This window comes from Kitasatospora sp. NPDC032150, assembly GCF_055579945.1.
This window is the reverse complement of sequence record NZ_JBVIMH010000029.1, coordinates 66,585-91,580: the sequence shown is the minus strand read 5'-3', so window position 1 is coordinate 91,580 and position 24,996 is coordinate 66,585. Positions and strand designations below refer to the sequence as shown.

Below are 24,996 nucleotides of genomic sequence, written 5' to 3'. Positions count from 1 at the left end.
CAGATGCAGGGGCCGATGTGGGGTCGGACGCCGATCGACTCAGGCGCCGATCAACTTGGAGAACTTGCCCTCGAAGTCCGTCTCCTCCGGCTCGGAGAGGGTACGGAAGACGTGGACCTTGGCGGCCATCTCCGGGGTGGGGACGACCAGCGGGTTCTCGGCGACGTCGGGGGCGAGCCTGGCGAGCTCGTCCTTGATGCCGGCGACCGGGGACACGTAGTTGATGCCTGCCGTGAGTTCGGCTGCGATCTTCTGCTGATAGTAGAAGTCGATCAGGAGTTCGGCGTTCTTCTTGTGTTGAGCCCTGGCGGGGATCAGCATGTTGTCGGTCGAGCCGACGTACCCCTGCTCGGGGATGACGAACTCGATGTCGGGATTGTCCGCCCGGAGCTGGATCAGGTCGCCGCCCCAGGCCAGGCAGGCGGCGATGTCCCCGGAGGACAGCTCTTGACCGTAGTCGTTTCCGGTGAACTTGCGGATCTGCCCGTCGTCCACGCCCTTCTGCAGCCGGGCGATGGCGGCGTCGTAGTCGGCGGTGGTGATCTTCGCCGGGTCCTTGCCCTGGTCCAGCAGCACCATCCCGACCGTGTCGCGCATCTCCGAGAGGAAGGTGACCCGGCCCTTCAGCTCGGGGTCGTCCAGCAGTTGGCCGACACTGCCCACCGGCTTCCCCTTGGTCGCCTTGCGGTTGTACGCGACGACCACCTGAATGCCTGCCCAAGGGTAGGAGTACCGGTTGCCCGGGTCCCAGTCAGGGACGCGGAAACGGTTCTCCACGTTGAGGATCGCGTTGGTGACGTTCGCCGGATCGAGCCGCTGCACCCAGCCGAGCCGGATCAGCCGCCCGGCCATCCAGTCGGTGAGCACCATCAGGTCCCGGCCGGTGTCCTGATCTGCCGCCAGCTGCGGCTTGATCTTGCCGAAGAACTCGACGTTGTCGTTGACGTCCTCGTTGTACCTGACCTTGACGCCGGTGGCTGCGGTGAACTCGTCGAGGGTGGGGTGCCGGTCCTTGTTCTTCCCGTCGACGTCGACGTACAGCGGCCAGTTGGAGAAGTTCACCACCTTCTCCGAATCGGAGAGGTCCTTGACGGAGTTGTCGAGGGCCGCCCCGGTCCCACCCTTCGCGGGTGGAATACCGCAAGCCGCGAGGGTCCCGGCGGCAGCCGCCAGGCCCACGCCGCGCAGCAGTGAGCGGCGGGTCAGCGCGGCCCGGCCGTTGGTCAGACTGCGTTCCCACGCCCTGCGGACGGGTTCGGACAGTCCGTCGGCGATCTCGTTGAACTCCATGCGGGGACACCCTCCTGGGGGGAAGAGGCGGGGAGCCGGTGGGGGACGGCTCGCCGGCGGGGTCATCTGTCTCCGAAGACCGTGCGGTGCCAGTCCTTGCGGACCACCGCCGTGGTGTCGTACATGACGTGCTTGACCTGGGTGTACTCGTCCAGCGAGTACTGCGACATGTCCTTGCCGTAGCCGGAGGACTTGTAGCCGCCGTGCGGCATCTCGCTGATGATCGGGATGTGGTCGTTGATCCAGACGCACCCGGCCGCAATCTCCCGGGTGGCGCGCAGCGAGCGGTGCACGTTGCTGGTCCAGGCGGAGCCGGCCAGCCCATAGGGGGTGTCGTTGGCCAGCCGCAGCCCCTCCTCGTCGCTGTCGAAGGGCAGGACGACCAGCACCGGCCCGAAGATCTCGCCCTGCACCACCTCGCTGTCCTGGGCGGCCCCGGTGATCAGGGTGGGCGGGTAGTACGCGCCGAGCGTCAGGTCCGTACCGTCGTGGCCCTCGGCCGGGGCCCGTCCGCCGGTGACCACGGTGGCGCCGTACCCGCGGGCCCGCTCGACGAAGCCCGCCACCCGGTCCCTGTGGGTGTACGAGACCAGCGGGCCGAGGTCGGTCTGCGGGTTCAGCGGGTCGCCCAGGCGGATCCCGGCGAACAGCTCGGCGACCCCCGCCACGAAGGCCTCGTACAGCGGGCGCTGGACGTAGGCGCGGGTGGCGGCGGTGCAGTCCTGTCCGCTGTTGATCAGCGCACCGGCGACCGCGCCATGCACCGCGGCCTCGAGATCGGCGTCGTCGAAGACCACGAACGGCGCCTTGCCGCCGAGCTCCAGGTGGGTGCGCTTGACGGTGGCGGTGGCCAGTTCGGCCACCCGCCTGCCGACCGCGGTGGAGCCGGTGAAGGAGACCATCGCGACGTCGGGGTGGCAGATCAGCCGCTCACCGGCGGTACCCCCGGCGCCGGTGACCACGTTGACCACACCGTCCGGGATGCCCGCCTCCGTGCACGCCTGGGCGAACATCAGCGAGGTCAACGGGGTCAGCTCGGCCGGCTTGAGCACGATGGTGTTGCCAGCCGCGATCGCCGGGAGGATCTTCCAGGCCGCCATCTGCAGCGGGTAGTTCCACGGAGCGATGGACCCGACCACGCCGATCGCCTCGCGCCGCACGTACGAGGTGTGGTCACCGGAGTACTCCCCCGCGGCCCTGCCCTCCAGGTTGCGGGCCGCTCCGGCGAAGAACGAGGTGTTGTCGATGGTGCCCGGCACGTCGAACTCACTGGAGAGCTTGATCGGCTTGCCGGTCTGCGCGGTCTCCACCCGGGTGAACTCCCCGGCGTGCTCCTCCAGCACGGCCGCCAGCTTCAGCAGCGCCTGGGCGCGGGCCCCCGGGGTGGCGCCGGACCACTCGGGCAGTGCGGCCTTCGCGGCGCCTACCGCCGCGTCCACGTCGGCGCCGGACGCGAGCAGGACCTCCTGCACCACACTCCCGTCGGCGGGGTTGACGACCTGGAAAGGCTCCGCCCCGGTGCCCCTGGTCAGGCGGCCCGCGATGTGGTGCGCGCCCGCGCTGAGACTGGTCAGATCCATCAGGTTCCTCCATGTACCCGGTGATTCGACGGCCGCGCGCCGGCCAACTGCCCGGTCACCGCAATGCGAGAGCCGTTCGTCCACCGGGATGCGCGATCCTGGCAGGCGCTCCTGGCTTCCACAAGGGATTCCGCTGTCGCCGTCCGGCCGCGCCACGGATTCCGGCGGTGATGCCCGGCTTCTCCACAACCGTTCCGCTGACCTTGCCCGCTGCGGCATCCGGGTGACAAGGGTCACTCCGGCAGGCCACCCCGCAACGGGTTTACAACGTGAAAGGCCGACAGAGCGTCTAGTCGATGGATGATTTCCCTGACACCCTGACTCGCTGGAGGCCCGCGATGCTCCCCACCGTCGCCCGCGTACTCGACCTGGACGTGATGCGGCGCGGCCTGCCCGAGGTGGTGGCCGGCGCCACCCAGCTGGAGCGCCCGGTGCGCTGGGTGCACGTCAGCGAGCTCCCCGATGTGGCCGGCATGCTCCAGGGCGGCGAACTGGTGCTGACCACCGGAATCGCCCTGCCCGAGGACCGGGACGGGCTTGCCAGATATGTCCGGGAGCTGGACGAGGTCGGTGTCGCCGGACTGGTCGTCGAGTTCGGCCGCCGCTACTTCGACAGCCTTCCGCGCGCCCTGGTGCACGCCGCCGATCAGCACGGACTGCCGCTGATCGTGCTCCGCCGCGAGCTGCGCTTCGTCGCCATCACCGAGGCGGTGCACGCCCTGGTGGTCAACGCCCAGCTGGAGCAGCTGCGCACCTCGGAGGCGGTCCACCAGGTCTTCAACGAGCTGGCCGTGGAGGGCGCCGAGCCGGCCGAGGTGGTCCGCCAGGTGGCCCGGATGGCTGGCCGTCCGGTGGTGCTGGAGAACCTGGCGCACCAGGTGCTGACCCACGATCCGGCCGGCCGTTCGGAGACCGAGCTGCTGGAGGGCTGGGAGCGCCGCTCGCGCGGGGTCCATCCGCCGGGCCGGACCGGTTACGACCCGCGCAGCGGCTGGCTCGTCACCGCCGTAGGCGCGCGCGGCCAGGACTGGGGCCGGCTGGTCCTGGTCGAGGAGCCGGTCCCGCTGCCCGCCAGCACCCCGCACCCGCACTCGATGCTGCTGGAGCGCGGCGCCGCCACCCTGGCACTGAACCGGCTGGTTGTCCGCGACAGGGAGAGCTTGGAGCGGCAGACCCACCGCACCCTGCTCTCCGGCATCCTGACCCACTCGCTGACCGTCTCCGAGGTGGCGCTGCGCGCCCAGGCGCTGGGGGTGCCGCTGGAGAGCCGCCGCCTGGTCGGGGTGGTGCTGCGCCAGCGCCGTGAACCGATCCCGGCCGCGCTGGAGGCGCAGGCCCGACTGCGCGACTTCACCGAGCTGGCCGCCGGCGCGATCCGCGCCTGCCGCCTGACCGCCCTGGTCGGCGCGCTGGACGACGAGGGCGTCGGCCTGCTGATCACGCTCGGTTCGCAGCAGGACGAGCACACCGCGCTCGACTCCTTCGCCACCGCACTGCGCAGGCTGGTGACGGAGAGTTCCAGGGACACCCCGGCGCCCGTGGCCGAACCGGTGATAGCGGTGGGCTCCTCGGTGGGCTCGGTCCGGGACGCCCGGCGCACCCTGCTGGAGGCCACCCAGGTCGCCGACGCCGCCCTGCACGACGGCGGCCGGACCTCCTCCTACTACCGGCTCCCGGACGTCCGGCTGCGCGGGCTGCTCCACCTGCTGCGCGACGACGCCCGCCTGCAGACGTACGTCGAGCGCGAGCTCGGCCCGCTTCTCGCGTACGACGCGGAGCACGGCGGGCAGTTGGTGCGGATGCTGCGGATCTACCTGGACCAGGGGCGCAACAAGTCGGCCGCAGCCGACGCGGCGCACCTGTCCAGGCCGTCCTTCTACGACCGGCTGCACAAGGTCGAACGGATCCTCGGCGTCGACCTCGACCAGGTCGAGTCCTGCCTCTCCCTGCACGTCGCCCTGCTCGCCCTGGACGCCGTACGGCGCTGAGCGGGCGTCAGACTCCGGCCACCTTGCCCCAGATCTGGTGGAAGCCGGGCCGCTCGTCGGCCTTGACGTCCCGCATGGTGCGCAGCTTGGCCCGGATCTCGTCGGTCGGGAAGATCAGTGGCTCCTCGGCGAGGGCGGCCGTGTCCTGGTCGTCGCTCCGGGCCAGTACCTCGCGCGCGGCCGGGACCGGGCAGATGTACTGCACGAACGCGGCCAGCCTGGCGGCCACCTCGGGTTGGTAGTAGTAGTCGATCAGCTGCTCGGCGTTCTGCTTGTGCTCGGCCTTGTTCGGGATCATCAGACTCTCGGCCCAGAGCTCCGCGCCCTCCTCGGGCACCACGAACTCGATGTCCGGGTTGTCCGCCTTGAGCTGGATCGCGTCCCCCGAGTACGCCTGGCAGGCTATCGCCGCTCCGGAGGCCAGGTCGCTGGTGTAGTCATTGCCGGTGAACCGGCGGATCTGCTTGCGGTCCACCATCTTCTGCACCAGGTCCATCGCCCGGTGCGCGTCGTCGGCGGTGAACCTGGTGATGTCGGAGCCCTGGGAGAGCATCAGCAGGCCCAGTGCCTCGTCCATCCCGGAGAACAGCGTCACCCGGCCCTTGAGGTCCGGCGCCCACAGGTCGGCGGTGGACTTGATCTCCCGGCCGAGCGCCTTGCGGTTGTAGGCGATCCCCGTGATGCCCGACTGCCACGGCACGCTGCTCCTCCGCCCCGGGTCGAAGGCGGGGTTCCGCAGCTGGGGGTCCAGGTACTTGGCGACGTTCGGCATCCGGTCCCGGTCCATCGTCTGCACCCAGCCGAGGTTGACGTAGCGTCCCGCCATCCAGTCGCTGATCACCATCAGGTCCCGGCCCGGGTCGCCGCCCTGGGCCAGTACCGGGCTGATCTTGCCGAAGAACTCGTCGTTGTCGTTGATGTCCTCGGTGTAGGTGACCTCGATGCCGGTCCGCTTGGTGAACTCGTCCAGGGTGGGACGGTGGCCGGCCTTGTCGACGTCGATGTACTGGGTCCAGTTGGAGAAGGTCAGCGTCTTGTCCCGCTCCGAGCGGTCCGGCGCCGAGCGCCGCTCCTGGGGTACGTAGGCGGCAGGGATGCCGCAGCCCGACAGCGCGGCCGCGCCGAGCAGACCGGTGGCACCGAGGACGGCGCGGCGGGACATGGTTGAGCGCATGGGCGTGCTCCTGGGCAGAGAACGTGAGGGAGGAGGGGCGTGGGCAGGGGACGGCCCCGGGCCATGGGGGTGCCCGGGGCCGCGTCGGTGCGGAGCCGTCAGACGGTGTGCGCGTCGGTCAGCGTGAGCGCCTCGTCAAGGATCGCCAGACCGGACCTGGCCTCCTCCTCGGTGATGGTGCAGGGCGGAACCACGTGGAAGCGGTTCATGTTGACGAAGGGCCACAGGCCCCGCTTCTTGCAGGCGGCGGCAAGCTCGGCCATCGGCGCGTTGTCGGCACCGGCGGCGTTGTACGGCACCAGCGGTTCGCGGGTCTCGCGGTTCCTCACCAGATCGAGCGCCCAGAAGACACCGAGGCCGCGCACCTCGCCGACAGACGGGTGGCGCTCGGCCAGCTCGCGCAGGCCGGGGCCGAGCACATTCTCCCCGATGTGCCTGGCGTTCTCGACAATGCCCTCCTCGGCCATCACCTCGATGGTCGCGACGGCGGAGGCGCAGGCCAGCGGGTGGCCCGAGTAGGTGAGCCCGCCCGGGAAGGGCCGCTCGGCGAAGGTGGCCGCGATCTCGGCGGAGATCGCCACCCCGCCCAGCGGGACGTACCCGGAGTTCACACCCTTGGCGAAGGTCATCAGATCGGGCACCACACCCCAGTGGTCGGCGGCGAACCACTCACCGGTACGGCCGAAGCCCGCCATCACCTCGTCCAGGATGAAGACGATCCCGTACCGGTCGCAGATCTCCCGCACCCCCGCCAGATAGCCGACCGGCGGAACGAGGATGCCCGCCGTGCCGACCACGGTCTCCAGGATCACCGCGGCCACCGTGCCCGGGCCCTCGAAGGCGATCGTCTGCTCCAGATGGGCCAGCGCGCGCTCGCACTCCTGCGCCTCGTTCTCGGAGTGGAAGTTGGAGCGGTACGGGTACGGGCCCCAGAAGTGCACGATCCCCGAGACGCCGGTCTCGTTGGCCCAGCGGCGCGGGTCACCGGTCAGCGTGATCGCGTTGGCGGTGGCGCCGTGGTACGAGCGGTAGGCGGAGAGCACCTTGTGCCGGCCGGTGTGCAGCCGGGCCATCCGGATGGCGTTCTCCACGGCCTCGGCGCCGCCGTTGGTGAAGAAGATCTTGTCGAGGTCGCCCGGGGTGCGCTCGGCGATCAGCCGCGCCGCCTCGCTGCGCGACTCCACCGCGAAGCCGGGCGCGATGGTGCAGAGCTTCGCCGCCTGCTCCTGGATCGCGGCGACCACCTTCGGGTGCTGGTGCCCGATGTTGGTGTTCACCAGCTGCGAGGAGAAGTCGAGGTAGCGGTTGCCGTCGTAGTCCCAGAAGTACGAGCCCTCGGCACCGGCCACCGCGAGGGGGTCGATCAGTGCCTGGGCGGACCACGAGTGGAAGACGTGCGCGCGGTCGGCGGCCTTGACGGCCTGCCCGGCGGCAGGGTCAGCGGTGGGGATGCTCATGGGCGTAAGCGTAGGGAATCACTCCCCCGGCCAGCAGGTGCATCCTGTCAGGCGGTCCCGCGCTCCACCGACAGCCTGACAGGTCGAAGGCCCGGACCGCGCAGCGCGGTCCGGGCCTTCGGGACGGTTGCTCAGATGGCGGTCATGACGTGCTTGACCCGGGTGTAGTCCTCGAAGCCGTAGGAGGACAGGTCCTTGCCGTAACCGGACTTCTTGAAGCCGCCGTGCGGCATCTCGGCGACCAGCGGGATGTGGGTGTTGATCCAGACGCAGCCGAAGTCCAGCCGGCGGGACATCCGCATCGCGCGCGCATGGTCCCTGGTCCAGACCGAGGAGGCCAGCGCGTACTCCACACCGTTGGCGTAGTCGACGGCCTGGTCCTCGTCGGAGAACTTCTGCACGGTGATGACGGGGCCGAAGACCTCGTTCTGGATGATCTCGTCGTCCTGCTTCAGGCCGGAGACCACGGTCGGGGCGTAGAAGTAGCCCTTTTCGCCGACCCGGTGGCCACCGGCCTCGACCTTGGCGTGGGCGGGCAGCCGCTCGATGAAGCCGGAGACCTGCTTCAGCTGGTTGGCGTTGTTCAGCGGGCCGTACAGCACGTCCTCGTCGTCGACGCCGCCGGTCTTGGTGTCGGCGGCCGCCTTGGCGAGCGCCTCGACGAAGGCGTCGTGGATCGACTCGTGCACCAGCACGCGGGTGGCCGCGGTGCAGTCCTGGCCGGCGTTGAAGAAGCCGGCCACCGAGATGCCCTCGACGGCCTCGGCGATGTCGGCGTCCTCGAAGACCACGACCGGAGCCTTGCCGCCCAGCTCCAGGTGGACGCGCTTGACGTCCTTGGAGGCCGACTCGGCCACCTGGATGCCGGCGCGGACCGAACCGGTGATGGAGGCCATCGCCGGGGTCCGGTGCTCGACCATCATGCGGCCGGTCTCCCGGTCGCCGCAGATCACGTTGAAGATGCCGGCCGGGAGCTCCAGTTCCTTGAGGACGCCGCCGATGATCTCGGCCAGCAGCACGGTGGAGGCGGGGGTGGTGTCCGAGGGCTTGAGGACCACGGTGTTGCCCGCGGCGATGGCCGGGGCGAACTTCCAGACGGCCATCATCATCGGGTAGTTCCACGGCGCGACCTGGGCGCAGACACCGACCGGCTCGCGGCGGATGATCGAGGTCATCCCGTCCATGTACTCACCGGCGGCCTTGCCCTCGAGGAGGCGGGCGGCACCGGCGAAGAAGCGGATCTGGTCCACCATCGGGCCGATCTCCTCGGAGAGGGTCAGCGCACGCGGCTTGCCGGTGTTGCGGCACTCGGTGTCCACGATCTCCTCGGCGCGCGCCTCGACCGCGTCGGCGATCTTCAGCAGCAGCTTCTGCCGCGTGCTAGGAGTGGCGTCGCGCCAGATCGGGAAGGCCGCGGCCGCCGAGTCCATCGCCGCGTCCACGTCCGCCGCACCGGACAGCGGAGACGTCGCGTAGACCTCGCCGGTGCTCGGGTCGATCACGTCCAGCGTGCGGCCGTCAGCCGCATCGACGAACTCGCCGTTGATGTAGTTGCGCAGCGTACGAAGGTCGCTCACGGTTTCTCCTCGGTCTGGGCCTGCGGCGTTGCAGAATCCGGCGCCAGGGTACCTCTGACGCCGAGTGGCCGGGGCCTGCGAGCCGCGTTCCACTTGTGGGTGTGCACGCCCACGCGAGCACCCGGCCACACTACCCGTGTACTGCGCTTATCGACAGGCCCCGAGCTGGTACACGACGCAATCCGCACTCGTTTTTCGAAACGGCAACGAAATCAGCAGCGCACAGGCTTGCATGACCGAAGTGGATCAGGCACAGTGGCGACGTGGCCAACCGCGACCGGAACGCCAGCGTTCCCCTCGACGCCGCCTCCAAGGCGATCATCGAGCAGCTCCAGGAGGACGGGCGCCGCCCGTACGCCGCCATCGGCAAGGCCGTCGGCCTGTCCGAGGCGGCCGTGCGGCAGCGGGTCCAGAAGCTGCTCGACCAGGGCGTGATGCAGATCGTCGCCGTGACCGACCCCCTCACCGTCGGATTCACCCGTCAGGCGATGGTCGGGATCACGGTCGAGGGTGACGTGGAGCCCGTGGCCGACGCGCTGGCCGCCCTCGACGAGGTCGACTACGTGGTCTGCACCGCGGGCTCGTTCGACCTACTGGCCGAGCTGGTGTGCGAGGACGACGAACATCTGCTCGAAATGATCAACAAGCGCATCCGCGCGCTTCCCGGCGTGCGGAGCACCGAGAGCTTCGTTTATCTGAAGCTCCGGAAACAGACCTACACCTGGGGCACCCGATGACAGCCGACCCGGCGCAGAAGGACCTTTCCAAGACCGCCTACGACCACCTGTGGATGCACTTCACCCGCATGTCGTCGTACGAGAACTCGCCCGTTCCCACCATCGTTCGCGGTGAGGGCACCTACGTCTGGGACGACAAGGGCAAGAAGTACCTGGACGGGCTCGCCGGCCTGTTCGTCGTCCAGGCCGGTCACGGCCGCGAGGAGCTGGCCGAGGCCGCCGCGAAGCAGGCCAAGGAACTGGCCTTCTTCCCGGTGTGGAGCTACGCCCACCCGAAGGCCGTCGAGCTGGCCGAGCGCCTGGCGAACTACGCGCCCGGCGACCTGAACAAGGTCTTCTTCTCCACCGGTGGCGGCGAGGCCGTCGAGACCGCCTGGAAGCTCGCCAAGCAGTACTTCAAGCTGACCGGCAAGCCGACCAAGTACAAGGTCATCTCGCGCGCCGTCGCCTACCACGGCACCCCGCAGGGTGCTCTGTCCATCACCGGCCTGCCGGGCCTGAAGGCCCCGTTCGAGCCGCTGGTGCCGGGCACCCACAAGGCTCCCAACACCAACATCTACCGCGCCCCCGCCTACCTGCAGGGCACGGACGGGTCGGTCGACCCGGAGGCCTACGGCCGCTGGTGCGCCGACCAGGTCGAGCAGGCCATCCTGTTCGAGGGACCGGACACCGTCGCCGCCGTCTTCGTCGAGCCGGTGCAGAACGCCGGCGGCTGCTTCCCGCCGCCGCCCGGGTACTTCCAGCGCCTGCGCGAGATCTGCGACCGCCACGACGTGCTGCTGGTCTCGGACGAGGTCATCTGCGCCTTCGGCCGCCTGGGCACCATGTTCGGCGCCGACAAGTTCGGCTACCAGCCCGACATGATCACCTGCGCCAAGGGCATGACCTCGGGCTACTCCCCGATCGGCGCCACGATCATCTCGGACCGCATCGCCGAACCGTTCTACAAGGGCGAGAACACCTTCCTGCACGGCTACACCTTCGGTGGCCACCCGGTGTCGGCCGCCGTCGCGCTGGCGAACCTCGACATCTTCGAGCGCGAGGGCCTGAACCAGCACGTGCTCGACAACGAGTCCAAGTTCCTGGGCACGCTGAACAAGCTCCGCGACCTGCCGATCGTCGGCGACGTCCGCGGCAATGGGTACTTCTACGGCATCGAGCTCGTGAAGGACAAGACCACCAAGGAGTCCTTCAACGACGAAGAGATCGAGCGCGTGCTCTACGGCTTCCTGTCGAAGGAACTCTTCAACAACGGCCTGTACTGCCGCGCCGATGACCGCGGCGACCCGGTCATCCAGCTGGCCCCGCCGCTGATCTCCGACCAGTCGACCTTCGACGAGATCGAGCAGATCCTGCGGACCACGCTGACCGACGCCTGGGCGAAGATCTGATCTTCCTGCCGCAACCCTCCGCCGAAGGGCGGCCCCACTGCCGGGTGGGGCCGCCCTTCGGCGCCTTCGGCGGTTCCGCGGAAAACAAGCCTGCCGGGTTCGGGCGGCTTTGCCCGTGAATGAGCCAGTGTGCCGCAACCGCAACGCGACCTTGTCGTTCTAATCTGACGACTGTCATATCCCCATCGGCACCAGGATGGACTTCCATGTCAGCGGCCCCGCCCGACAACGACGTGCTCTGGGCCCGAGGGATCGTCAAGTCCCACCACGGCACCCCCGCCCTACGGGGCGTCACCATCGGCGTCCGAACCGGCGAAGTACTCGCCATCACCGGACCGCGCGGCTCCGGCAAGAGCACCCTGCTCGGCTGCCTCTCCGCGCTGCTCCCGGTGGACGACGGTGAGATCTGGTTCAACAGCTCGCCCGTGCACACGCTCACCCGCACCGGCCGGGAACGGCTCCGCCGCGACCGCTTCGGCTTCGTCGGCTCCGAGCCGCACCTGGTACCGGAACTGACCGCCCGGGAGAACGTCGCACTGCCGCTGCTGCTCGCCGGCGCCGGGCACAAGGCCGCCCGCAACTCCGCCGCCGAGTGGCTGGAGCGCCTCGACGTCGCCGACTGCGCCGCCCTCCGGCCCGGTGAACTGATCCAGAGCCAGCGGCAGCGGATCGCCGTCGCCCGTGCCCTGGCCCCGCTGCCCCCGGTGGTCTTCGCCGACGACCCCACCGCGCCGCTGCACCGCGAAGCCAAGGACCAGCTCCTGCGGATACTGGTCACCGCGGCCCGTTCGCACCAGCTCACCCTGGTGCTCGCCACCCACGAGCCGGAGCTGGCCCGCGTCGCGGACCGTACCCTCGCGCTGGTCGACGGCAAGCTGGCCGCCCCCGTCGCATCCGTGCCGCGCGGCGCCTCCCCGGTCTCCGCCGGGCGCTGAAAGGGACCTCTCCTTGCTCTACCTCCGCCTGGCCCGGGGCTACCGGCCGGCCGACCTCGGCCGCTGCCTGCTCACCGCGGCCACCGCCGCGGCAGTGGCCGTCTTCCTGCTGCGCGCCCTCGGCCGCGCACTCGCCGAACCCGCTGGCGCCTCGGTCGAACGGCTGCTCTGGTGCCTCCCCCCGCTCGCCGCCGTCGGCTGGTTCGCCGCCGTCGCCGCCCGCGCGCTGCCCGTCGTGCGTGCCGAACGGATCACCGGCCTGATCGCCGCCGGTGCCGGCCCCACCACCATCCGCGCCCTGATCGCCGGGGAGACGGCCCTCGTAAGTGCCGTCGGCAGCGGACTTGCCCTGCTGGCCTTCCTGGTCCTGCGCAATGACATCGCGGGCCCCTCGCTGGCCCCCGACGTCGGCCTCGGCAGCCCGCTTCCGGCCGCCGCGCCGGTCACCCTGCTGTTCCTGGTCCCGCTGGTCGCCGGTGTCTCGGCCGCCGTGGCGGTCCCGCTCACCGAAGCCCTGCCGGGACGCAGCGAGGGCCCCCACCACACCGGTTTCGCTGGCCCGCGCCTCGCCCTGCCCATCGGACTCGTCCTGATCGGCCTCTCGCTCGAGCTGTACGGGCTGCGTCCCGGCGCAGCCCAGGACGGCTGGCCGCTCGGGCTGCCCGCCGGGCTCGGCGCCACGAACTCCGCCGCCCTGATCGGCTGGGCCTTCGCCGCCCTCGGCCTGGCCCTGCTCACCGCTCCGCTGCTGGCCTGGGGCGGGCGGCTGCTGGTGCTCGGCCGGCCCACCCCCCTCCGGCTGCTCGCCGGACGCGGGCTGACCGCCGAGGCGCATCGGCTCGGCGCACCGCTGGCAGTGCTCGCGCTGAGCCTGGCGACCGGGCTGACGGCCATCCGCTCCTGGGCGCACCGGCCGGGCACCGTCGAGACGGTCCCCGCACTCGAGGCGACGCTGATCGTCGGCTGCGCGGTCGTGGCGGTGCTCATCCGGGCGGCCCAGATCCGCGACTCCCGGCGGGGCGTGACCGCGGCACTGGTTCAGCTCGGGGCCGCGCCCCGGCTGCTGCTCGGGGCTGCCGTACTGCGCACGGCGGCCGCCGGGACCATTCTGCTGGTCACCGGCGGCCTGACCGCCGCACTGGCGGCAGCCGCGCTGCGCTGAACGCGCCTTCACGGCACGGGGAAGCGCGGCCGGCCGTAAGCCCTCGTCCGCGTGAACCCGCCCCGTACCGTCCGGGAGCGCGAAGGCGCCGGACGGGCGGTACGGAGCGCTCGCGGCTTCCCCGTGCGTCCCTGGATGACGCGTCAGCCGGCGGCGGCCAACTGGCCGCAGGCCCCGTCGATCTCCTGGCCGCGGGTGTCGCGGACGGTGGTCGGCACGCCGTGCGCCTGGAGGCGCCGGACGAACTCACGCTCGTCCTCGGGGCGGGAGGCCGTCCACTTGGAACCCGGCGTCGGGTTCAGCGGGATCAGGTTGACGTGCACCCGGTGGTTCTTGATCAGGCGACCCAGCAGGTCGGCGCGCCAGGCCTGGTCGTTGATGTCCTTGATCAGCGCGTACTCGATGGAGATCCGGCGCCCGGACTTCTCCGCGTAGTTCCACGCCGCGTCGAGGACCTCGGCGACCTTCCAGCGGGTGTTCACGGGGACCAACTCGTCGCGCAGCTCGTCGTCGGGCGCGTGCAGCGAGAGCGCGAGCCGGCAGCTGAGCCCCTCGTCCGCGAGTCGGTTCATCGCCGGCACGAGGCCGACGGTGGAGACCGTGATACCCCGCTGGGAGAGCCCGAAGCCGTCCGGGGCCGGGTCGGTCAGACGGCGGATCGCCGCCAGCACCCGGTTGTAGTTGGCGAGCGGCTCGCCCATGCCCATGAAGACCACGTTGGACAGCCGTGCCTCGCCGCCGGGGATCTCCCCGGCCTTGAGTGCGCGCATGCCAGCCGCGATCTGCTCGACGATCTCGGCGGTGGAGAGGTTGCGGGTCAGACCGGCCTGGCCGGTGGCGCAGAACGGGCAGTTCATGCCGCAGCCGGCCTGCGAGCTGATGCACATGGTGACCCGGTCCGGGTAGCGCATCAGCACCGACTCGACCAGGGTGCCGTCGAAAAGCTTCCAGAGCGTCTTGCGGGTGGCGTCGTCGTCGCAGGAGACGTGCCGGACCACCGTCATCAGCTCGGGCAGCAGAGCCTCGATGAGCTTGCCGCGCGAGGCTGCGGGGATGTCCGTCCAGGCACCCGGATCGTCGGACAGCCGGCCGAAGTAGTGGTTCGACAGCTGCTTGGCGCGGAACGGCTGCTCGCCCAGCTCGGCGACGGCCTCCTTGCGCTCGGCGGGGCTGAGGTCGGCAAGGTGTCGCGGGGGCTTGGCGCCGCGCGGCGCGACAAACGTCAGTTCTCCGGGCTTAGGCATGGTTCATCCAGTGTCGCAGATGCCGAGCGCTGAGCCCTTCCCTGTCAGGGGAGACGTGCTCAGTGCTGGCCGTCACTTGTCATCGTTGGCGATCAGCACATCTCCGTAGGCGAGGCTCACGGGTGACGTGAGAGTGCACTGGATCCAGCTGAGTATGCCATCCGCTCGCAAACGCCCGGCGGAAAGGTGTCCCCATCGGCGGCGGCCAGGCGACCGGGGCGGGACGCCGCGGCGGCGGTCGTGCGGGGCGTGGCCGACGCCGCCGGCCAGTCCGATCTCGGGTGGGTACGCGGAACATCTACTCCGACGTACGGGCAGTGCTGTCTGCCGCCGTGGACGACAGGCTCTTGAATCGGAACCCGTGGGGGCCCAGCACCCACACGAAAGCCCTCTCCCGGTCGAAAAACCGCTGGTGGAGGGCTTTTCGTCGCCGCGCCGGACGCTGTTCTCCGGGCCTAGGCACGGTTCATCCGGTGTCGCAGATCGGCGAAGTGCTCCGGGGAAGCGGTGGTTTCGAACGCGGAAGGCCCGGACGCGCGAAGCATCCGGGCCTTGTGACCGATCCGGCCGAGGTCAGCTGCCGACGAAGGCCGCCAGCAGCAGCCACACCACCGGAGCGGTCGGCAGCAGCGAGTCGAGCCGGTCCATGATTCCGCCGTGTCCGGGGAGCAGGGTGCCCATGTCCTTGATGCCGAGGTCCCGCTTGATCATGGACTCGGCCAGATCGCCGAGGGTCGCGGTGACCGCCGCGCAGCCGCCGAGGACCAGACCCTGCCACCATTGGCCGCCGTCGATCACGTACTGCATGATCAGCGCGCCGGCGATCATCGAGAGGCCGACGCCGCCGGCCAGCCCCTCGCGGGTCTTTCCCGGGCTGATGGTCGGCGCCAGCTTGTTCCTGCCGAACTTGTAGCCGACGGCGTAGGCGCCGGTGTCGCTGCAGATGGTGACGACCAGGAAGAGCACGATCCGCTGCGGGCCGTCGGCGGCGGCGAGCATCAGGGCCACGAAGGTGGCCAGGAACGGGACGTAGAAGGCGGTGAAGATGCCCGCCGTTATGTCACGCAGGTAGTTCTCCGGCGGCTGGTTCATCCGCCGGATCATGATCGCGAGTCCGGTGAGGGCCAGCGCGGCAGCCGCCCACTGGGCACCGGCCCAGTAGCCCAGCACCGGCATCGCGACCGCCCCCGCCAGCAGCGGGTACAGCGGTGTGGCGATGCCCTTGCGCTCGGTCAGCCGGCTGCTGAGCTCCCAGACGCCGACCGCCGCAGCCGCCACCACGACGACCAGGAACAGCACCTTCACGAAGAACAGCGAAGCGACGATGACCGCGCCGAGGCCGACACCGACCCCTATCGCGGCCTGGAGGTTGCGGCCGCCGCGCTGTTTACGGGGCTGCTGGTCGGACTGGGCCAAGGATGTCTCCTGGACAGAGGGCATGATCAGAGTCTGTGCCGCTGGTGGCGCCCCGGTGGCACCGGGGTCTGCTTGCAAACGGCCCGTTCGGCGGATGGCACGCCGAACGGGCCTTCAGGTCAACCGGTACGGAGTACGGGGTCACCCGTGACAGGAGCGCCCGGAAGTCTGCCGAGCGCCGCCCCGCGAGCCGGAGCCGTCGGGGCGGCGGCCGGATCAGACCTCAAGCAGCTCGGCTTCCTTGTGCTTGAGCAGCTCGTCGATCTGGGCCACGTACTTGGCCGTGGTGTCGTCGAGCTCCTTCTCGGCGCGACGGCCCTCGTCCTCGCCGATCTCGCCGTCCTTGACCAGCTTGTCGATGCCGTCCTTGGCCTTGCGACGGATCGAACGGATGGAGACCTTGGCGTCCTCACCCTTGCCGCGGGCGACCTTGATGTACTCCTTGCGGCGCTCCTCGGTCAGCTGCGGGAACACCACCCGGATGATCGAACCGTCGTTGGACGGGTTGACGCCCAGGTCCGAGTCGCGGATCGCCTGCTCGATGTTGCGCAGGGCGGACTTGTCGAACGGGGTGACGACCGCCATCCGCGGCTCCGGCACGGCGAACGAAGCGAGCTGGTTGATCGGCGTAATGGCGCCGTAGTAGTCCGCGACGATCTTGGCGAACATCGCCGGGTGCGCGCGGCCGGTGCGAATCGCGGCGAAGTCGTCCTTCGCGACCGAAACGGCCTTCTCCATCTTCTCCTCGGCCTCGAGGAGGGTCTCTTCGATCACTGTGTGCTCCCTGTCCGGTTCATCTGCTGTTGTCCCGTACCGGTGCCCCGGACGGCTGTTTGCTGCACGGCCGACTACGGCGCGAGTGGCGGCGGCTCAGGCCTGGCCGGAGTCCTCGCTGATGAGTGTGCCGATCTTCTCACCCTTCACCGCCCGGGCGATATTGCCCTCGGCCAGCAGCTCGAACACCAGGATCGGCAGCCCGTTGTCCTTACACAGGGTGATCGCGGTCAGGTCCGCGACCTTCAGGTCTCGGGCGATCACCTCGGTGTAGTCGAGCGAGTCGAACTTCACCGCCTCCGGGTTGGTCCGCGGGTCCGAGTCGTAGACGCCGTCCACGCCGTTCTTGCCCATCAGCAGCACCTCGGCGTGGATCTCCAGCGCACGCTGGACGGCCGTGGTGTCGGTGGAGAAGTACGGCATGCCCATACCGGCACCGAAGATGACCACACGGCCCTTTTCCAGGTGCCGGACGGCGCGCAGCGGCAGGTACGGTTCCGCGACCTGGCCCATGGTGATGGCGGTCTGGACCCGGGTCTCGATGCCTTCCTTGATCAGGAAGTCCTGAAGCGCCAGACAGTTCATCACGGTGCCGAGCATGCCCATGTAGTCGGAGCGGGCCCGGTCCATGCCGCGGACCTGCAGCTCGGCGCCGCGGAAGAAGTTGCCGCCACCGATCACGACCGCGACCTCGGTACCGGCGCGGACCACCGTGGCGATCTCCCGGGCGATCGCGTGCACGACGTCCGGGTCGACGCCGAGGCCGCCACCGCCGGAAAACGCCTCACCCGACAGCTTGAGCAGAACGCGGCGGCGCGAACCGCCCAGCGCGGTCTCCTGCGTCTCCTGCATGGACTTCTCCTTCTCCACCTACTGGTTCACAGGGCTGGATGTCTCACAGGGCCGAGTGTGCCGTGTGAGGCCCAGACCTGCGCGTACACGCAAGGAGGCCACTGCCGCGGGAACCGGTACGGTGTCCTGCACGGCAATGGCCTCCTCGTCGTTCATGGTGCCGACGCGGCCCGCCCTTCGTCTTCGGCGGCGCTGGATGAGCCCGATCGGCGCGTTCCTGGCCACCCGTCCGGGTGACCGGGCGTTTCCTACCTTAGGCGGGAAGCGCTAGGGAACGTGGCTCAGGCGCCGACGCGGAAGCGGGCGAAGCGCACGAGCTTGACGCCAGCCTCGTCGAGGACCTTGGCGACGGTCTTCTTGTTGTCCTTGGCGAACGCCTGCTCCAGAACGGCGTTCTCCTTGACGAAGCCGGTGACGCGACCCTCGACGATCTTCGGCAGGGCGGCCTCGGGCTTGCCCTCCTCGCGAGCGGTGGCCTCGGCGACGCGGCGCTCGTTGTCCAGGATCTCCGCCGGGATGTCCTCGCGGGAAAGGTAGGTCGGCGCGAAGGCGGCGATGTGCTGCGCGACGTCCTTGGCGACCTCGGCGTTCTCCTTGTCGAGCTCGACCAGGACGCCGACCTGCGGCGGCAGGTCCGGGGAGGTGCGGTGCATGTAGGCGGCGACGAAGCCCTCACCGGCGAACTGCGCGAAGCGCTTGAAGACGATCTTCTCGCCCAGGTTGGCGTTGGCCTCGTCCACGAACTGCTGGACGGTCTTGCCGGCCTCGATCTCGCTGGCCAGCGCGGCCTCGACGTCAGCCGGAGCGGTGGCGGAGACGTGCTTGGCCAGCTTGTCGGCGACCTCGACGAACTTCTCACCCTTGGCGACGAAGTCGGTCTCGCAGTTCAGCTCGACCAGAACGCCGGTGTTGCCACCCTCCAGCACCAGAGCCAGGGCGCCGTTGGAGGCGTCACGGCCCTCGCGCTTGGCGACACCCTTCTGGCCCTTGATGCGCAGGATCTCGACGGCCTTCTCGACGTTGCCCTCGGCCTCGTCCAGAGCCTTCTTGCAGTCCATCATGCCGGCGCCGGTGAGCTCACGGAGCTTCTTGACGTCCGCGGCGGTGTAGTTCGCCATGGTGTGAATCTCTTCTCGCGTCTCGCGTGTCTGCGTGGGGTGGTGCCGGGGGCTGGTGGTTCAGTCCCCGGCACGTGGAGAGAGGGGCACCTACCGGTGTCGTACCGGCGGGTGCCCCTCGCCCTTGGTACGTCAGGCCTGCTCGGCCTCGGCGGCCGGCGCCTCGGCGGCCGGCGCCTCGGCGGCGGGGGCCTCCTCGGCGGCCTTCTGGCCCTCGATCAGGTCCTTCTCCCAGGCGGCCAGCGGCTGGTCGGCGCCCGGCTCGGCCTTGGCGTCGCCCTTGGCGACACCGGCGCGAGCCTTCAGGCCCTCGGCCACGGCGTCGGCGATCACGCGGGTCAGCAGGGTGACGGAGCGGATGGCGTCGTCGTTGCCCGGGATCTTGTAGTCGACCTCGTCCGGGTCGCAGTTGGTGTCGAGGATGGCGACGACCGGGATGTTCAGCTTCCGGGCCTCGCCGACCGCGATGTGCTCCTTCTTGGTGTCCACGATCCAGACAGCGCTGGGAACGCGCTGCATGTCGCGGATACCACCGAGGGTCTTCTCCAGCTTGTCGTACTCGCGCTGGAGGACCAGGAGCTCCTTCTTGGTGAGGCCGGAACCGGCCACATCCGTGAAGTCGATCTCGCTGAGCTCCTTGAGGCGCTGCAGACGCTTGTAGACGGTCGAGAAGTTGGTCAGCATGCCGCCGAGCCAGCGCTGGTTCACGTAGGGCATGCCAACGCGGGTGGCCTGCTCGGCGATGGCCTCCTGGGCCTGCTTCTTGGTGCCGACGAAGAGGACGCTGCCGCCGTGGGCAACGGTCTCCTTGACGAACTCGAAGGCGCGGTCGATGTAGTTCAGCGACTGCAGGAGGTCGATGATGTAGATGCCGTTGCGCTCCGTGAAGATGAAGCGCTTCATCTTCGGGTTCCAACGACGGGTCTGGTGACCGAAGTGGACGCCGCTCTCCAGCAGCTCCCGCATCGTGACGACGGCCATGGCCGTGCTCCTCAGTTGTTGCGCCTGGCTCGTCGCCCCTCGTCGCTGCCGTTGTCGGGCACCGTCGTCGGGAAGCGGCCAGGTCTGGCTCGGTTTGTCCGTGGCGGTCGGGGTGACCGCCACGCCTGACGCCCCGAACGTGCCGAGCCACCCGGCCGTGACGGCCTGAAGGCCGTGGCAGGCTCGGTGGACCGAGCGGCACTCGCACCGGATGTGTCGGGGCGGTTCCGGCCCTTGCGGACCTTCACCTTCCGACGCAATTCGACCGGTGGCGGGGCGTGCGAAGTCGACCCGGGTGGACCGGGTCGCGTGTGAAGTGTACGGGAAGCGCCGCGCAGCGGGCGACTCCGGCCGATTTGCCGCGGTTGCCGGAGGGCTCGTGGGTGGTCTCGAGGCCGACCATCGAGCGCCGAGCGCCGTCCCGCCGCCCTGCGGACCGTCGGCTGCTCGGTACGGGCTTGGTGCGGGTGCCCCTGTCCTTTCACCCGTCCGGGTGGCCGAGTTTCCACAGGCGGGGGTTGTCCACAGGAATCGGGGCGGGGGTGGCCAGGTCGGCGGGCCGGCAGCAACCTCCTGTCCATGGCGAACCTCCTTCTCTCTCCTGTGGTGCGCGCTGCTGTGGTGCGGGCGCACCACGCGCGCTCGCGTTCTGCCGGCAGGCTTCCGGGCTTCCGTTCGAAGCCTCCGGGCCTGCCGCGATTCGGCTGCCGAGGCAGCACCAAGTGGGGCGCCGACGCGGCCATGCCACCGCCCGCACCGGACCGGCGCCTGGAGGCGATGCTGCTCACGCTGTTGCTGGCCGCCCTGATGCTGGCCTGTCCGCCGCCCTCCGCCCATGCGGTGGCGGCGTCAGGTGCCACGTCCGCACTCGGGGCCGGCTCTTGGTCCGCGCTTTCCGCACTCGGTCCTGGCCCTGGCCCCGGTACCGGTCGTGCGTGGCCGGTCGGCGGACGATCCGGCCTGCTGCGACGTTTCGACGCGCCACCGGAGCGGTGGGCGGCCGGTCACCGCGGGGTGGACCTCACGGCGCCGGAAGGCGCGACGGTACGAGCCGCCGCACCCGGGTTGGTGTCGTTCGCGGGCATGGTCGCCGGCCGCCCGGTGGTGACGGTGACCCACCCCTCCTCCGGCACGCCCCCGCTGCGAACCACCTACCTGCCGGTCACCGGAAGCGTTCCGATCGGTACCTCGGTGGCGGCAGGAGAGGCCATCGGGACGGTCTCCGCGGGGACCGGACACTGCGCAACCGGCTGTCTGCACTGGGGGCTGCTCCGCGGGAAGCGCTATCTCGACCCTCTGGCGTTGCTCGGAGGCGGCCAGGCGCGGCTCCTGCCGCTGGACGGCACATGACGTCGGCCCGAATGACATCAGCCGCGTGACGTCAGCTCGGCCGGACGGTTACGGTCCAAGCCACGGGCCTGGCGGGCGGGCACCGCTCGCGAGAACCTCGACCGGGCCAGCCGCCCGGCGTGGCGGGCACGACTGGAGAGCCCCGGCTGGCCAGGCGTGACTCAGGCGGTCCGGGACGGGGACTCGGCCGTCTTCGCCGTCGCCATCTCGGTGACGAGTCCGTGCAGCGCAAAGGTGACGGCGGCGTCCGCGATGGCCACCGCGTCCTCGACCGGGGCACGTTCGGCCTGCCGGACCGCTGCCTCGACCACGCCCTGCAGCAGCGCCGCCGCCAACCTGGGCTGCTCGTGTCCGAGCTCCCGGAGGGCCTGAACGACCAACGAGACCAGCTCGGCGTGTGAGGCACGGATGCGCCCTCGGGCCGCCGCGTCCAGTTCGAGCATCGAAATGGCCGTGACCGCGCGGTGCCTCGGGTCACCGGCCAGCGCCAGCTGCCCGCGGACATAGGCCTCGACCCGGGCTTCCGGACCGTCGCAGGCGGCCATGCCCGCCTCGATCTCGGCCGCCCAGAGCGGAAAGTCCACGGCGCAGAGCTCCTCGACCACCGCGGCGCGCGATCCGAAATACTCGTACACCGAGGACCTGGCCAGACCGGTCTTCGACGCGAGGGCCGGGAAGGTGAGGGCGTCCATCCCACCGTCGGTGAGCAGAGACCGGGCAGCGTCGAGAAGGGCTGCGCGCTGCAGCTGACGATGCTCGGCCACTGTGGCTGCTCGGATTTTCGGCACGCTCCTACTGTACGGAGACCGATGACCGCCCGGTACAGCACCACACGTCCGCGGCCGCCGGACGTCCTGGGCAAGGCGGGCCCGACAGCCCGCCGATCTCGACGGTCAGCGAACACCCGCCGACGGAAAGTCCGTCAGTCGATGTCCAGCCGACAGAGGTCCGCAAGCCGATGCCGGCCGATGGGAGGCGTCGGCCGAAATCCGTCAGCGGATGTCCGTCAGCTTGGCCCGGAGCTGCAGTACGGACTTGGTGTGGATCTGGCTGACCCTGCTCTCCGTGACACCCAGCACCTGGCCGATCTCGGCGAGGGTGAGGCCCTCGTAGTAGTAGAGCGTCACCACCGTCTTCTCCCGTTCGGGGAGGGTGTTGACCGCTGTGGCCAGCAGGCGGCGCAACTCGCGGTCCTCGGCGATCTCGACGGGGTCGTCCGCGCCGGTGTCCTCAAGGGTGTCCATGAGGCTCAGCCGGTCACCGCTCTCCCCCACCGGGTGCAGCAGCTCGTCCAGGGCGACGACGTTCGCGAGCGAGAGCTGGCTGAAGATGGCGTGCAGGTCCTCGATCGCGATGCCCATCTCCGCGGCCACCTCCGGCTCGTGCGGGGTGCGGCGCAGCCGGGCCTCCAGGGTCGCGTACGTCCGCTCCACCGCCTTGGCCTTCTGCCGGACCGAGCGCGGGATCCAATCGAGCGCCCGGAGCTCGTCGATGATCGCGCCGCGGATCCGGCTGATGGCGTAGGTCTCGAACTTGATGGCCCGGTCGACGTCGAACTTCTCGATCGCGTCGATCAGGCCGAAGATCCCCGAGGAGACGAAGTCGGCCTGCTCCACGTTGGTGGGGAGACCGACACTGACTCGGCCCGCCACGTACTTCACCAGCGGCGAGTAGTGCAGGATCAGCTGCTCGCGCAGCCTGGCGTCCCCTGTCTCCTTGTACGAGCGCCAGAGCGACTCCAGGGCTGTTCGTTCGGCGGTGGCGCGGGCGTCGGCCGCGGAGGCCGGCACGGGTGTGGCAGCCGACCGCGTCGCGGACACAACGGCCGGCGGCACAGCGGCGGGCGGCACGGCGGACACCGGCGTGGAGGCGGGCGCGGCACCTGGGGGTACCGCACTGCCAGGACCGCGCCGGGCGGCCGGCGGCCGGGCACCGACCGGGGGCGAGGTCTCCTCCTTGCCACCCGAGGACGGTGGCCGCCCGGCCTGCCGGGTCAGCCCCATCACCCCTGGCGCCTTCGGCTGGTGATCAGCGGTGGGTCGCGCCTCGGCCCCTGGCCCTCCCGAGGACCGGAGGCCACCGACTACCCGATGTCCGGGAATGTGTGTGGGCATGCGTTGGTCTGCGCCGTTCTGCCGAGTCATGTGCTGATAGGAGGCACTGCGAGCGTAGCGTGACCAACTCGCTGCAGTGTGCTACCGCCACTCGGTCGTCCCTCGAACCGGTGGCGAGCCCGGCGCGTCGTTCCGCACTCGCCACCGCCGCGACGGGTTCACCACCTCCAGGGCGATCCGGCACGGTCGAACCGGGCAGCCGGCAGGTGATCCGGCAGGGCATGGACCTGCGCTCCGCCTGACTGTCCCGTCGGCGCACGGTCCGGTGTGACGTCTTGCGGACCATCGGGGCCTCGCCCAGCGGCACGCTGCCTGCTGGGCGCCGTGGTGGCGCACCGCCCGCCGGGCCCCGTAGCGGCGCACCCCAGGACGTCCGGTGTCTCAGTGCGTCTCAGGTCGGGCTCTCCTGACGAGCCTCCAATGCGCCCCGAACCGCTCCACGAAACCGAGCGAGCCCAACTCGTAGAGCCGCTGCAGCGCTTCGTCCTGCGGCAGCCCCGCCGCGCGTGCCAGACACTCGACGGGCGCACCGTCGGCGGTGGCTGGCACCGCCTCCAACACTCTTGCCACAGCGGGCTCCAGGTGGTCCCTGGGCAGGACGGGCCCGGAACGCTTCGGTGCCAGGTCGTCCCCGATGGCTCCGATCAACTCACCGACCTCGGCGGCGTCTGTGACCAGTGTGGCGCCGCCGCTGCGGATCAAGGCGTGTACTCCGGCAGAGAGCTCCGAGGTCACCGGGCCGGCCACGCCCATGGTGTGACGGTTGAGGTCCCGGGCGCGGCGGGCCGTGCTCAAGGCACCGCTGCGGAGGGCTGCTTCGACCACCACCGTCCCTCGGGTCAGTGCCGCTATCACCCGGTTCCGGAGCACGAACCGGAATCTGTTGGGGTGTTCGCCAGGCGCCAATTCGCTCAGCAGCAGGCCCTGTTCGGCGATCCGTGAGATGAGTTCGGAATTGCCCGGCGGATAGACCTCGTCCACCCCGCAGGCAAGGACCCCGATGGTGATGCCGCCGACCGCGAGCGCGCCCCGGTGAGCCGCGGCATCGATTCCGTACGCCGCACCCGAGACGACCACCCAGCCGCGTTCGGCCAGTTGGGCCGCCAGCTCTCCGGCGACGTGCGCTCCATAGGTGGTGCAGGCCCGGGCGCCCACCACGGCGACCGAGCGCAGTGCGAGCAGGCGGAGCGAGCCGGTACCTCTGGTCCAGAGCCCGACAGGTCTGTTGTCCCCCAGGTCATCGAGCTGCGAGGGCCACTCGATGTCGCCCGGAATGATGAACCGCCCACCAAGGCTGCGCACCCGCTCCAGATCCGCCTCGGGGTCGAGGCCCGGGAGTCTGGCCCGGTAGCCGTCGAGTCTCGTGGCGTCCAGATCGAGGTATCCGGGCACCGTACGCGCGCGGATGGCCTCGATGAGGGTGGGCGCGCTGACCTTGGTGAGCCATCGCCCGATCACCGCGTCGCCAGGCTCGGTGAGGCGTGCCAGGGCCGCTCGGGCGAGCCGCTCCGGTTCCCGTCCCTCGCGACTCGGCGGATTCGGTCCGAGGACGGGATCGCCCGCCGACCGGGCGGCCGCCCTGGCCTGATCGGGGTGGCCGGGCCCCGCCGAGGGGATCAGCGGCGGCTGGACCGACAGGGGGCGGGTCGGTGTCGTGCGTGCTGACGGGGATCGGGGCGCAGGAGCCGTTTCCGGCGCTCCGGGCGGTCTGTCGGAAAGTGCCCTACGGGCGGGCGTGGAGCGGGCGGGCTTCGAGCGACCGGGCTTCGAGTCGCCGGGAGCACTGGTGCGGTTCATCTGCACCTCCATGGGACGGCAGATCGATCATGGGTGTGGCAGCTCGGTGGCTTTGCTCA

The 24,996-nt window shown here is 70.2% G+C and carries 20 protein-coding genes; 6 read left to right on the top strand and 14 right to left on the bottom strand.

Features of this window, described 5'->3' with window-relative positions:
- Positions 1–39: 39 nt before the first annotated feature.
- Positions 40–1,290 carry a polyamine ABC transporter substrate-binding protein gene (locus ACZ5ON_RS27740; RefSeq protein ID WP_465598293.1) on the bottom strand — a complete coding sequence of 417 codons (1,251 nt, stop codon included), beginning with the start codon at positions 1,288–1,290 and terminating at the stop codon, positions 40–42.
- A 62-nt stretch (positions 1,291–1,352) separates the two neighbouring features.
- Positions 1,353–2,870: a gamma-aminobutyraldehyde dehydrogenase gene (locus tag ACZ5ON_RS27735; protein WP_465598290.1), complete on the bottom strand. Its 1,518-nt coding sequence runs from the start codon at positions 2,868–2,870 to the stop codon at positions 1,353–1,355.
- 338 nt (positions 2,871–3,208) lie between these two features.
- Here ACZ5ON_RS27735 and ACZ5ON_RS27730 point away from each other — a divergent pair, with 338 nt between their 5' ends.
- Complete coding sequence (locus ACZ5ON_RS27730) at positions 3,209–4,858, top strand: PucR family transcriptional regulator (RefSeq protein WP_465598317.1); 1,650 nt, start codon at positions 3,209–3,211, stop codon at positions 4,856–4,858.
- A gap of 7 nt (positions 4,859–4,865) precedes the next feature.
- Here the strand turns inward: ACZ5ON_RS27730 and ACZ5ON_RS27725 are convergent, their stop codons facing one another.
- From ACZ5ON_RS27725 to ACZ5ON_RS27715, 3 genes are all read right to left on the bottom strand, one after another.
- Entirely contained in the window at positions 4,866–6,032 is a 1,167-nt protein-coding gene (locus ACZ5ON_RS27725; RefSeq protein WP_465598287.1) for an ABC transporter substrate-binding protein, read from the bottom strand.
- A gap of 98 nt (positions 6,033–6,130) precedes the next feature.
- Positions 6,131–7,489 (bottom strand): aminotransferase class III-fold pyridoxal phosphate-dependent enzyme, encoded by a 1,359-nt coding sequence (locus ACZ5ON_RS27720; RefSeq protein WP_465598284.1) that lies wholly within the window; start codon positions 7,487–7,489, stop codon positions 6,131–6,133.
- Between the two features lie 131 nt (positions 7,490–7,620).
- The gene (locus ACZ5ON_RS27715) at positions 7,621–9,066 is read right to left on the bottom strand and encodes a gamma-aminobutyraldehyde dehydrogenase (protein ID WP_465598281.1); all 1,446 of its coding nucleotides are present in this window, start codon (positions 9,064–9,066) and stop codon (positions 7,621–7,623) included.
- A gap of 263 nt (positions 9,067–9,329) precedes the next feature.
- On the opposite strand from ACZ5ON_RS27715, the gene ACZ5ON_RS27710 reads away from it, so the two are divergent.
- The 4 genes from ACZ5ON_RS27710 (at position 9,330) to ACZ5ON_RS27695 (ending at position 13,291) form a co-directional block, all read left to right on the top strand.
- Positions 9,330–9,803, top strand: coding sequence for an Lrp/AsnC family transcriptional regulator (locus ACZ5ON_RS27710; RefSeq protein WP_045301249.1), 474 nt, complete (start codon positions 9,330–9,332; stop codon positions 9,801–9,803).
- Positions 9,800–11,194: an aspartate aminotransferase family protein gene (locus ACZ5ON_RS27705; RefSeq protein WP_465598278.1), complete on the top strand. Its 1,395-nt coding sequence runs from the start codon at positions 9,800–9,802 to the stop codon at positions 11,192–11,194. Before ACZ5ON_RS27710 ends, ACZ5ON_RS27705 begins: the two co-directional genes overlap by 4 nt.
- A 206-nt stretch (positions 11,195–11,400) precedes the next feature.
- The gene (locus tag ACZ5ON_RS27700) at positions 11,401–12,129 is read left to right on the top strand and encodes an ABC transporter ATP-binding protein (RefSeq protein WP_465598275.1); all 729 of its coding nucleotides are present in this window, start codon (positions 11,401–11,403) and stop codon (positions 12,127–12,129) included.
- 13 nt (positions 12,130–12,142) lie between these two features.
- The gene (locus tag ACZ5ON_RS27695) at positions 12,143–13,291 is read left to right on the top strand and encodes a hypothetical protein (RefSeq protein ID WP_465598272.1); all 1,149 of its coding nucleotides are present in this window, start codon (positions 12,143–12,145) and stop codon (positions 13,289–13,291) included.
- 143 nt (positions 13,292–13,434) lie between these two features.
- Here the strand turns inward: ACZ5ON_RS27695 and rlmN are convergent, their stop codons facing one another.
- From rlmN to rpsB, 6 genes are all read right to left on the bottom strand, one after another.
- A complete protein-coding gene (rlmN, locus tag ACZ5ON_RS27690; RefSeq protein WP_465598269.1) occupies positions 13,435–14,535 on the bottom strand; it encodes a dual-specificity RNA methyltransferase RlmN in 1,101 nt (366 codons plus the stop codon).
- Positions 14,536–15,108: 573 nt separating this feature from the next.
- Positions 15,109–15,975 (bottom strand): phosphatidate cytidylyltransferase, encoded by an 867-nt coding sequence (locus ACZ5ON_RS27685; RefSeq protein WP_465598266.1) that lies wholly within the window; start codon positions 15,973–15,975, stop codon positions 15,109–15,111.
- A 192-nt stretch (positions 15,976–16,167) separates the two neighbouring features.
- Positions 16,168–16,725, bottom strand: coding sequence for a ribosome recycling factor (frr, locus tag ACZ5ON_RS27680; protein WP_436561932.1), 558 nt, complete (start codon positions 16,723–16,725; stop codon positions 16,168–16,170).
- 96 nt (positions 16,726–16,821) lie between these two features.
- On the bottom strand, positions 16,822–17,577 hold the full coding sequence (gene pyrH, locus ACZ5ON_RS27675) for a UMP kinase (protein WP_344639806.1): 756 nt from the start codon (positions 17,575–17,577) through the stop codon (positions 16,822–16,824).
- A gap of 281 nt (positions 17,578–17,858) precedes the next feature.
- Positions 17,859–18,695 carry a translation elongation factor Ts gene (gene tsf / locus ACZ5ON_RS27670; RefSeq protein ID WP_465598261.1) on the bottom strand — a complete coding sequence of 279 codons (837 nt, stop codon included), beginning with the start codon at positions 18,693–18,695 and terminating at the stop codon, positions 17,859–17,861.
- Between the two features lie 132 nt (positions 18,696–18,827).
- Positions 18,828–19,676, bottom strand: coding sequence for a 30S ribosomal protein S2 (rpsB, locus tag ACZ5ON_RS27665; protein ID WP_427394450.1), 849 nt, complete (start codon positions 19,674–19,676; stop codon positions 18,828–18,830).
- 579 nt (positions 19,677–20,255) lie between these two features.
- Here rpsB and ACZ5ON_RS27660 point away from each other — a divergent pair.
- On the top strand, positions 20,256–21,026 hold the full coding sequence (locus ACZ5ON_RS27660) for a M23 family metallopeptidase (RefSeq protein ID WP_465598258.1): 771 nt from the start codon (positions 20,256–20,258) through the stop codon (positions 21,024–21,026).
- A 161-nt stretch (positions 21,027–21,187) separates the two neighbouring features.
- On the opposite strand, the gene ACZ5ON_RS27655 is transcribed toward ACZ5ON_RS27660, so the two are convergent.
- The 3 genes from ACZ5ON_RS27655 to dprA all read right to left on the bottom strand — a co-directional run bounded on the left by ACZ5ON_RS27655 (position 21,188) and on the right by dprA (position 24,937).
- Complete coding sequence (locus ACZ5ON_RS27655; protein WP_465598255.1) at positions 21,188–21,790, bottom strand: TetR/AcrR family transcriptional regulator; 603 nt, start codon at positions 21,788–21,790, stop codon at positions 21,188–21,190.
- Between the two features lie 228 nt (positions 21,791–22,018).
- A complete protein-coding gene (whiG, locus tag ACZ5ON_RS27650) occupies positions 22,019–22,816 on the bottom strand; it encodes an RNA polymerase sigma factor WhiG (RefSeq protein WP_465598252.1) in 798 nt (265 codons plus the stop codon).
- A 705-nt stretch (positions 22,817–23,521) separates the two neighbouring features.
- The gene (gene dprA, locus ACZ5ON_RS27645) at positions 23,522–24,937 is read right to left on the bottom strand and encodes a DNA-processing protein DprA (protein WP_465598249.1); all 1,416 of its coding nucleotides are present in this window, start codon (positions 24,935–24,937) and stop codon (positions 23,522–23,524) included.
- Between the last annotated feature and the right edge of the window lie 59 nt (positions 24,938–24,996).

Excerpts from the sequence above, each read along its gene's own strand:
- ACZ5ON_RS27740 (WP_465598293.1), bottom strand. The coding sequence starts at position 1,290 with ATGGAGTTCAACGAGATCGCCGACGGACTGTCCGAACCCGTCCGCAGG.
- ACZ5ON_RS27735 (WP_465598290.1), bottom strand. The coding sequence starts at position 2,870 with ATGGATCTGACCAGTCTCAGCGCGGGCGCGCACCACATCGCGGGCCGC.
- ACZ5ON_RS27730 (WP_465598317.1), top strand. The coding sequence starts at position 3,209 with ATGCTCCCCACCGTCGCCCGCGTACTCGACCTGGACGTGATGCGGCGC.
- ACZ5ON_RS27725 (WP_465598287.1), bottom strand. The coding sequence starts at position 6,032 with ATGCGCTCAACCATGTCCCGCCGCGCCGTCCTCGGTGCCACCGGTCTG.
- ACZ5ON_RS27720 (WP_465598284.1), bottom strand. The coding sequence starts at position 7,489 with ATGAGCATCCCCACCGCTGACCCTGCCGCCGGGCAGGCCGTCAAGGCC.
- ACZ5ON_RS27705 (WP_465598278.1), top strand. The coding sequence starts at position 9,800 with ATGACAGCCGACCCGGCGCAGAAGGACCTTTCCAAGACCGCCTACGAC.
- ACZ5ON_RS27700 (WP_465598275.1), top strand. The coding sequence starts at position 11,401 with ATGTCAGCGGCCCCGCCCGACAACGACGTGCTCTGGGCCCGAGGGATC.
- rlmN (WP_465598269.1), bottom strand. The coding sequence starts at position 14,535 with ATGCCTAAGCCCGGAGAACTGACGTTTGTCGCGCCGCGCGGCGCCAAG.
- ACZ5ON_RS27685 (WP_465598266.1), bottom strand. The coding sequence starts at position 15,975 with ATGCCCTCTGTCCAGGAGACATCCTTGGCCCAGTCCGACCAGCAGCCC.
- pyrH (WP_344639806.1), bottom strand. The coding sequence starts at position 17,577 with ATGCAGGAGACGCAGGAGACCGCGCTGGGCGGTTCGCGCCGCCGCGTT.
- tsf (WP_465598261.1), bottom strand. The coding sequence starts at position 18,695 with ATGGCGAACTACACCGCCGCGGACGTCAAGAAGCTCCGTGAGCTCACC.
- rpsB (WP_427394450.1), bottom strand. The coding sequence starts at position 19,676 with ATGGCCGTCGTCACGATGCGGGAGCTGCTGGAGAGCGGCGTCCACTTC.
- ACZ5ON_RS27660 (WP_465598258.1), top strand. The coding sequence starts at position 20,256 with ATGGCGAACCTCCTTCTCTCTCCTGTGGTGCGCGCTGCTGTGGTGCGG.
- dprA (WP_465598249.1), bottom strand. The coding sequence starts at position 24,937 with ATGAACCGCACCAGTGCTCCCGGCGACTCGAAGCCCGGTCGCTCGAAG.